Annotated in this window: 8 protein-coding genes, 1 pseudogene and 1 other annotated feature; all 9 genes and pseudogenes read right to left on the bottom strand. The window is 41.2% G+C overall.

Features of this window, described 5'->3' with window-relative positions:
• Window positions 1–259, bottom strand: a 259-nt coding sequence (locus tag J6U00_RS02640) for an alanine--tRNA ligase-related protein (protein WP_296578478.1), incomplete at its 3' end; no start/stop codon positions are given.
• Window positions 260–318: 59 nt separating this feature from the next.
• Window positions 319–518 (bottom strand) — a binding site (T-box leader).
• A gap of 74 nt (window positions 519–592) precedes the next feature.
• On the bottom strand, window positions 593–2203 hold the full coding sequence (locus J6U00_RS02635; RefSeq protein ID WP_296578474.1) for a penicillin-binding protein 2: 1611 nt from the start codon (window positions 2201–2203) through the stop codon (window positions 593–595).
• Window positions 2204–2304: 101 nt separating this feature from the next.
• Window positions 2305–2739, bottom strand: coding sequence for a D-aminoacyl-tRNA deacylase (gene dtd / locus J6U00_RS02630; protein WP_296578470.1), 435 nt, complete (start codon window positions 2737–2739; stop codon window positions 2305–2307).
• Window positions 2740–2745: 6 nt separating this feature from the next.
• On the bottom strand, window positions 2746–4710 hold the full coding sequence (locus tag J6U00_RS02625) for a beta-galactosidase (RefSeq protein WP_296578468.1): 1965 nt from the start codon (window positions 4708–4710) through the stop codon (window positions 2746–2748).
• Between the two features lie 14 nt (window positions 4711–4724).
• Complete coding sequence (locus tag J6U00_RS02620; RefSeq protein ID WP_296578466.1) at window positions 4725–5264, bottom strand: histidine phosphatase family protein; 540 nt, start codon at window positions 5262–5264, stop codon at window positions 4725–4727.
• Between the two features lie 13 nt (window positions 5265–5277).
• Window positions 5278–6939, bottom strand: coding sequence for a DNA repair protein RecN (gene recN / locus J6U00_RS02615; RefSeq protein ID WP_296578464.1), 1662 nt, complete (start codon window positions 6937–6939; stop codon window positions 5278–5280).
• Between the two features lie 8 nt (window positions 6940–6947).
• On the bottom strand, window positions 6948–7391 hold the full coding sequence (gene argR / locus J6U00_RS02610; RefSeq protein WP_296578462.1) for an arginine repressor: 444 nt from the start codon (window positions 7389–7391) through the stop codon (window positions 6948–6950).
• A gap of 16 nt (window positions 7392–7407) precedes the next feature.
• Window positions 7408–8262 carry an NAD(+)/NADH kinase gene (locus J6U00_RS02605; protein WP_296578459.1) on the bottom strand — a complete coding sequence of 285 codons (855 nt, stop codon included), beginning with the start codon at window positions 8260–8262 and terminating at the stop codon, window positions 7408–7410.
• Window positions 8263–8273: 11 nt separating this feature from the next.
• Window positions 8274–8476, bottom strand: a pseudogene (locus J6U00_RS02600) (TlyA family RNA methyltransferase); the annotation flags it as partial.

Here is an 8476-nt window from a genome sequence, read left to right as displayed (position 1 = left end):
ATGTACCGTGACGTGCAGTTTTACCTACACTTTCGATATCAGGAGTTCTTATACACTTCTGACAGGTTGTTACTCTCTTATTTGGAGGAGTAGCTTGTCCGAGGAAAAACTTCTTAAGAGGAGCCATACCAGAATTGATAAGAAGGAGGCTCTTATCTCCCTGAGGAACAAGAGACGCGCTTGCCATTCTTGTATGATTCTTGCTTTCAAAGAAAGATAGATACTTTTCACGTAGATCATTAAGACCTGTCCACTGCATAAAAAAAATCTCCTTTAATAAAAAAATAAAACTTAGCAATACAAAAAAGCCCCGTCGCCAAATGGGACGAAGGCTCTCGTGGTACCACCCATATTTGAGAAAACAGCTATATTTTCTCCTCTTGCTCCTTTAACGCAGAAATACGCCTCGGTTTCCCGAAGAAGCTCGGGGGTAGCACCTGTATGTCATGGAAAAGCTCGCACCATCCGCTTTTTCTCTGAACCATAATATATACAGTCAGTCCCGTCAATGCTATACATTGATATTATACCTCTGTTTAATTAAAATGTCAATGCTTTATACAGATTTTTCAAATTTTTTTGTTCCATAGATTTAAATATCCTCTCTGTTTTCAAGCGCAATTATTTTTTCTGCTATATCTTTAAATATCGGTGCGGCAGCATCGTTCCCATAACCACCGTTTTCGATAAGGACTGTCACAGCGTATTTCGGCTCATTTGACGGAAAAAAACCAGTTATCCATGCATGACACTGTTCCTCACCTTCACTATCGAATTTACCTGTCTGTGCAGTCGAGGTTTTTGCACCAACGCTTACCCTTTTACTTCTTGCATTTGATTTTTCGTTCTCATTTACTGCAAGAAACATAATATCACGAATCTCCTTTGCGGTTTCACTACTCATTACTTTAGAAAAAAGAGCTTTTTTCTTTGAACCTATACTTTCACCGTCAGCTGTCAATCCTTTTATAAGTTGTAATATAGGCATTTCACCGTTATTTGCTATTGCACAGGTTAGTTGCGTAATTTGAAGAGGTGTTGCTGTAAGCTTGCCTTGACCGAACGAAAAGTTAGCAAGCTCCGCCGGTATGGATAACTCTTTTTCTGTTGGAACGCTCCCGCTTGTTCCGATAATACCAGAACAAAGAATACTTTCTCTTCCAAATCCTATATAGTATGCAAGCCGTCGGTATTCTGAAATATCGAGACATCGTGCAAGATTGATAAAATAAGTATTGCATGAATTTGTCATGGCTTCAGCAATATCTTGCAATCCGTGCCCATCAAGCTTATGGCAGTTGAATATCTTGCCTTCGATATCAGTTTTTCCGTCACACTGATACAGAAAACCTCCATAACCCTGTTCTAGAGCCGCCGAAGCTGTTACAAGCTTAAAAACAGAGCCTACACTGTATGAATATAATGCCCTGTTTATCAACGGACATCTTTTATCATAAAGAGCTTTTTCAATATTTCCTGGATCATATACAGGGAAGCTTGCCATTCCAAGAATATCTCCGTTTTTTATATCTGCACATACGACAGTACCCGTATTTATGTTTTTTCCACATTCTTCGCATATTTCCTGTATATCTCTGTCAATCGTAAGAACAACACCGGTTTTATATGAGTTTGTTCTGTAAACCTTCTTACCGTCTCCGATAAGTATATGTCCAGAACCGTCAGTAGTATATGAAACACAGTTCTCAGGGAAGCTGTTGCGTAGTATAGAATCGTATGCATATTCAATACCGTCTACTCCCTTGCCATCGGATAAATAACCGATTATATGGCGTGCAGACTGATTAGATGAGTATCTTACCGGGACCTCAAAAATAGTAAGTCCGTCTGACTCAAGCGCTTTGCTATTGCATTCAAATACAAAAGGCTTTCCTTTATCAAATTCACTGTAGAAACCGTCTTTATCAACTGCATATCCGGCCGTTTGCTCTCTGTCGAGAAATTCTGGAACAGCAGCTGCTTTCAAAACACTTCCGGCATTTACGATAGGTATCATATTTCTATCATAAATAGTTCCCTGACATTTCCCAATTTTCATCGTAAATGTATGCTCCATACTTGCTGCCGGAACATATTCCTGTTTCCATGCAACAGCATAAAATCTAAAAATAATAAAAACAAAAGCTGTGAAAAAAAGCCCGGCAAGTATTATTACTCCATTTTCTCCGCGTTTTCTGACCATAGAATCACCTCAGGATTATTTTTGACAATGAAGCTGATTTTATTCCACAAACATAAAAAAGCCTGAGAAAAGCGACCTAATCACTTCTCTCAGGCTATGGATTATTCAAGAATTACAGTAAAAGGACCGTCGTTCAGAAGTTCAACCTTCATATCAGCTCCGAACAAGCCTGTTTCAACTTTTTTTCCTTTTTTTCGCAGATATTCTATAAAATATTCGTATAATTCATTTGCCTTTTCAGGGTTTGCCGCCTGTATAAAATTTGGACGGTTGCCCTTCCGGCAGTCGGCATACAATGTGAACTGCGGTACAACAAGAATCGAGCCGCCTACAGCTTCAATATCTAGATTTATCTTGTCGTTCTCATCTGAAAAGATACGTAGTCCGATTACTTTATCTGCAAGTCTCCGACATTCCTCCTCTGTGTCGTCGCGCCCGACACCAAACAGCAGAAGAAAGCCTTTTCCAATCTCACCAGTGACTTCGCCGTTGACTTTTACGCTTGCCGATGTAACACGCTGTAAAACTATTCTCATTTGTGCCTACTTTCTGACAATTTCCATGCCATATGGTTTTAAACTGAGCTTTTCCCTGTCGCTACCGTCAATAATACTGAACATTGCCTTAGGAAGCACGATTTCCGCTTCTTTATCTGAATTGTTAAAAAAGAAGATATAATCGTCAAGTCCGTTTGTACGTGTAGTGACCTCAACTCCGGTCGGAAGATCGCGTAAACGCGGTATACCAGTCTGCTTCATAATATTTCCGGAAAAGCTCTCATAAAAATCCGCGTTACATACAGTTCCAATATAATATGCAACACCGCTACAATAACGATTCATGCTTACCGCAGGACTTCCGCTGTAGAACGAATCATTATACTCTGCGTAAGCTCTTGCAGTTGTAAGTTCTAGGATATCACACCACTGTCTACATTTGAATACATTTCCAGCAAAGTCCTTTATATTCTGCTCATGCCTGCCAATAGAGTCATATTCTTTCACTTCTGCGCCTATCACTTCCCTGAAAACAGTTGGAAGAGGCTCCATTATACAATTATTGAACTGATCCTTTACACCGCTTCGCGCAGTCATTACAAGAGTTCCGCCTTTGATGACATAACGATATATATTCTCAGCTGCATTTTTATCGTATACGTACATTGCAGGAGCAATAACTGCCTTATACTTTGTGAGATCAGCTGTAGGAGCTATTATATCAATATTTGCTCCATAGCGTGCAAAAGCTGAATGGAAGGATCTGAGCTGTTCAAGATAGTCAAAGCCTTCGGTCTGAGGCTGTATACTAAACGCCCAGTGTGCGTCAGGAGAATACATTATAGCAACGTCTGATACAAGCTCTGTAGTCTCTATTACACTTAACTTCTGAGCTTCCTTGCAAAGCTCTGTAAACTCCTTGAATCTACGTGACGGAACATTGCTGTGGTCAATCAGACCGTGCCAGAACATCTCTGCTCCTGTTATCGCTGTGCGCCAGCGAAAAAACATAACTGTATCCGCCCCGTGAGCCATTGCCTGCATGGCATAACCCTTTATCTGACCGGGTCTCGGAGTAGGAGACATCGGTTCCCAACTACCAGTAGGACCGCTTAACTGTTCCATAATCCAGAAATTCTTCTGCTTTACGCCGCGAATCATATCAAGCTCAAAAGAGTGTGAAACAGCTTTATCTCCTGAAATAGTGATCTGAGGATAGTTATCATAAGATGCAAAATCAAGTCCTTCATACAACTTATAAAGATCAGGCTGATTCTCTGTGAAGCATATATTAGTGGTCACCTTTGCTTTAGGGTTCTCGCGCTTGATTATTAAAGACATATCGTTTATGAACTTTGCAGCACAATCAGAAGTAAATCTGCTGTATTCAAGACACAGAGAAGGATTCTGCCATGCCTTGGAATATGCAGTAGGTGGCTTTATCTGAGAAATATCACTATATTCCCCGCTCCAGACGCTGTTCCCAAATGCAGCGTTGATATTCTCGAGGGTATCATGCTTGTCTATAAGCCAGTCCCTGAACTGATTACAGCAAACCTCACAGGTACATGGGTAAGCTTCTATCTCATTATCAATCTGCCACGCTGCAATTGCCGGGTTATTGGCATAACGCTTTGCAAGTGCCTCTGTAATACGCTTTGCATAATACAGAAACATAGGCGCGTTTATGCACCTATGAGCCCTTATCCCTGTCTGTATACGTCTTCCGTCAGGTCCAATCTGAGTTATATCTGGATAGGTCTCATACATCCAAAGAGGCGGGCAGTTTGTTGGAGTACACAGCACTATACCTATTGCATGGCGTGAAAATGTACTTATCGCATCGTCAAGCCATTGAAACTCAAACTGTCCATCACTTGGCTCAAGACGCGACCAAGAAAACTCACCGAACCTTATAAGCTTAACGCCTGTTTTCGCCATAAGGTCCGAATCCGCCTGCCATATAGACCTGTCCCATTGTTCAGGATAATAATCAACGCCTATCCTCATGATATCCCCTCCTGTCAGTCTGTATTATAAACTATTAATCCGCAGTTGTCCATGAACCAGTTTGAAAAGCTTTCCGTGGTCATATCGTTGAAATATGTCTCTATAACACGGCACACTCCGCCGTGACTGACTATGAGAACATTTTTATCGCTATAATTTTTTATAATATCATCAAGTGCAGAATACACTCTATGAGCAAGCTGAAGCAGTGACTCACCGCTTTTACCCATTCTTACTCCGAAATTCACCTTATTTTCGGCAAAACCTTCCGTAAAACGTGATTTACCCTCATATTCGCCGTAATCCCATTCCCTTAGCCTTTCGTCCGTTATAATATCAAGTCCGCATTTATCTGCTATAGCCTTTGAAGTCTGTAGCGCACGCTTCATTGGAGATGATATTATAATATCTATACTATTTAGGTCATTTATTCGTTTTGCAAGCTCTTCTGCCTGTTTCTCGCCTGTACTGTCAAGCAGGATATCTGTCGTTCCGAGAATAATCTCCTGCCTGTTATATGATGTCTGCCCATGTCTTGTTGAATAAATCTTCAAATCTAAGCCTCCATTACAGCTCTGATGCTTTTTTCAATTCAGCTCGAGCATTATCAAGCATAAGTCTGCTTGGATCATCGCCTCCCATTATTCGAGCAATCTCAGATACACGACCGTCCTGATCAAGCTGAATAACATGAGTTTCCGTTCGATCTTCTACAACTTGCTTTTCGATAAGCAGATGATTATCTGCCATAACAGCGATTTGAGAAAGATGCGTCACACATATCACCTGTCTCAATCTGCCTATCTCATGTAGCTTGATACCTATTTTCTGCGCAGCTTTACCGCTTACACCTGTGTCAATCTCATCAAATATCATTGTCGGAATAGAATCCTTATCAGCAATAACACTTTTCAGCGCAAGCATGATTCGTGAAAGCTCACCACCGGACGCTATCTTTGATATCGGCTTGGGCTCCTCTCCTTTATTTGCAGAAATAAGAAATTCAACTGAATCCATACCATTTACAGTCAGTTTGCCTTTTACGTGGTTAACCTTAATGATAACACCGGACATATTGAGAAACTCTAGTTCTGCCGTAACGCGCTGAGTAAAATGCTCAGCAATATGTTCACGGTAGTCATAAAGTGCTTTAGCCTGTTCTGTGACTTTGTGTAAAAGTTGATCTCTCTTTGCTGTAAGCTCTTTTATTTCACTGTCGGAACCTTCAAGCTGCATAATTTCTCTAGAAGCATCATCATAAAGCTTTATAAGTCCATCGCAGTCGAGCGCATATTTACGCTTTAACTTGTTGATGCTGTTAAGACGAGCATTTAAATACTCAAGACGCTGTCCGTCAAGCTCTACCTGTTCAGCTACATTTTCAAGCTCTGAAGCAATATCTGCAAGCTCTATTTCGGCTGCTGAAAGCCGCTCATAAAGTGTATTAAGCTTTGAATCACTTTCTGTAAACACAGCAAGCTCAGTTTCAGCTGATACAAGCATATCATTAGCGGCTTCCTCACCTGTAATAGCATTAATGGCATTTCTGACAGCGGTTATCGTTCTTTCTGAGTTCTTGGCTGTGATGTATTCTCTCTCAAGTGCTTCGTCCTCGCCCTCACTTAGCTCTAATTCACCAATATCATCTATTATCCCATTAAGATATAGACTTCTTTCAGTACGGGACTGTTCAAGCTTTTTAAGCTCACCAAGTCTCCGTGCTGTCTGCTGAAGCTCGCGAAAGGTAACTCTATAATCATTCAGTAGCGTAAAGTCTCCGCCAAAATCATCAAGTATCTCCAAATGTCTATCACTGTTAAGCAATATCTGATTGTCATGCTGACCGTGAATATTTATAAGCATTGAGCCGATTTCCTTAAGCAGCGAAACTGGAGCGGTTCTACAATTTATACGGGAAACGCTTCCGCCGTCAGCACTTATCTCTCTTGTAACAGTAATCTCCTCACCATCGTGTGATATACCGAGTTCATCGAGCTTTTGACATACATCTTTTGAAAGCTCTGTAAACAGAGCAGTTATTTCAGCCTTATCACAGCCGGTGCGAACTATATCCTTTGTGCATCGCTGACCTAAAACGGCATTTATTCCGTTGATAAGTATCGATTTTCCGGCACCGGTCTCTCCGGTAAATATGTTAAGCTTTTCGTTAAGAGGGATAACAGCTTCTTTTATTACCGCAAGATTTCGGATATATATTTCCTTCAACATCTGAACGCTTACCTCCTCGGAAAAAGCTCACTTCGAAATTTCTTTGAGAGCTTTTTAGCGTCAGCTTCACTTCTAACAAGTATAAAAATGGTGTCATCACCTGCAATTGTACCGACTATACCCTGATGCTCCACCGAATCTATCGCTGCACAGGTTCCCTGAGCCATTCCAGCACGGCATTTGAGAACAATTGTATTCATTGCATAATCAACGGAAACTACTGCTTCTTCAAACAACGATTTCTCAACAGCTGCCGCTGCCGGCAGAGAATAACGGTATATCCCGTGCTCGTCTCTTTGCTTCACAAGAGAGAGCTGTTGTATATCTCGGGAAAGAGTTGCCTGGGTAGTTTTAATACCTCTTTCTGCAAGCAGTGAGATTAGGAGCTCCTGAGTAGCCACAGGCTGTTCTGTTATTATTTCAAGTATTGCTTCATGTCTGCGATTTTTCATAATAAAAGCGCACTCCTTACTTTATTGGCTTGCACATTTTCTTGCAAAGGGATTCATGGAATGAATTTCCTATTATATCAATAAAATTAATATTGTTTTTTCCGCGGCATATCTCAATGCTCTCATCTTTTCTGAGACTTATAAAATGCTCTCCGTCAACATTTATAACCATACTGTCGTCGCGAACAGTCGTATCCTTCATGCGAAGTATCCTTCCAGGCGAAAATAGCGTAGCTCTTGAAAAAAGCGAATGAGGACATATAAGCGTCATTTCTATACATTCAAGATCAGGCTCTATCACAGGACCGCCTGCTGAAAGCGCATACGCTGTTGAACCTGAGGGCGTGCTGAAAAGAACTCCGTCAGCCCGATATCGACCAACAAGATATTCGTCGGAATACACTTCAAAATCACATATCCTGAAGCTACCTGAACGTGCTGATACTTCGTTAAGCACAGTTGCTGCAATATCGCCTTCTGAGCTGTGATGTATCACATCGAGTGTCATACGCTGAGATATTTCAAAATCTCCTGTAGTTAGAAGACTTAGTTTATCGAGCTGATTTGCTTCAAGTCCTGCCATAAATCCGAGAGTTCCTGTATTTATACCGAGCAGCTTAGTATCGCTGCCTATTAGAAGCTTGGCACACCGAAGTATTGTACCGTCGCCGCCTATGGCAAGAACAACATCTGCAGTCTTAGCAGACTCTTTTATATCTTCGAATCTGATATGAGACTTGTCTGCAAAGTCATTTCTGAATATTTCACTTACGGTAACCTCTATTCCACATTCCGCAAGCACATCGCAGGCTTCACGGGCGCAGCTGAGCGCATTGGGCTTCTGAAAATTAGGATACAATGCTGCCTTCATAAACGCACTCCTTAAAGTTTACTAAACGAGCTGTTTATCAGCTCTTTAAAATCTTGTGTCACTGGCTCTCCCACTGCTTTACGAAGCTTAACCAGATACTCTATATTTCCGCTTCCGCCTCTTACCGGCGAAAAGGTATACTTGTCCGCAATAAAGCCTATTGATCTTACAAAGTTGTCAATATCTGTCAGTATACGGAAATGAACTTTCTTAT

Source organism: Ruminococcus sp. (assembly GCF_017650195.1).
In the GTDB taxonomy this organism is placed as follows: Bacteria; Bacillota; Clostridia; order Oscillospirales; family Ruminococcaceae; genus Ruminococcus.
This window is presented reverse-complemented; position numbering and strand designations above follow the sequence as displayed.

Excerpts from the sequence above, each read along its gene's own strand:
- J6U00_RS02625 (WP_296578468.1), bottom strand. The coding sequence starts at position 4,710 with ATGAGGATAGGCGTTGATTATTATCCTGAACAATGGGACAGGTCTATA.
- recN (WP_296578464.1), bottom strand. The coding sequence starts at position 6,939 with ATGTTGAAGGAAATATATATCCGAAATCTTGCGGTAATAAAAGAAGCT.
- J6U00_RS02605 (WP_296578459.1), bottom strand. The coding sequence starts at position 8,262 with ATGAAGGCAGCATTGTATCCTAATTTTCAGAAGCCCAATGCGCTCAGC.
- argR (WP_296578462.1), bottom strand. The coding sequence starts at position 7,391 with ATGAAAAATCGCAGACATGAAGCAATACTTGAAATAATAACAGAACAG.
- J6U00_RS02635 (WP_296578474.1), bottom strand. The coding sequence starts at position 2,203 with ATGGTCAGAAAACGCGGAGAAAATGGAGTAATAATACTTGCCGGGCTT.
- dtd (WP_296578470.1), bottom strand. The coding sequence starts at position 2,739 with ATGAGAATAGTTTTACAGCGTGTTACATCGGCAAGCGTAAAAGTCAAC.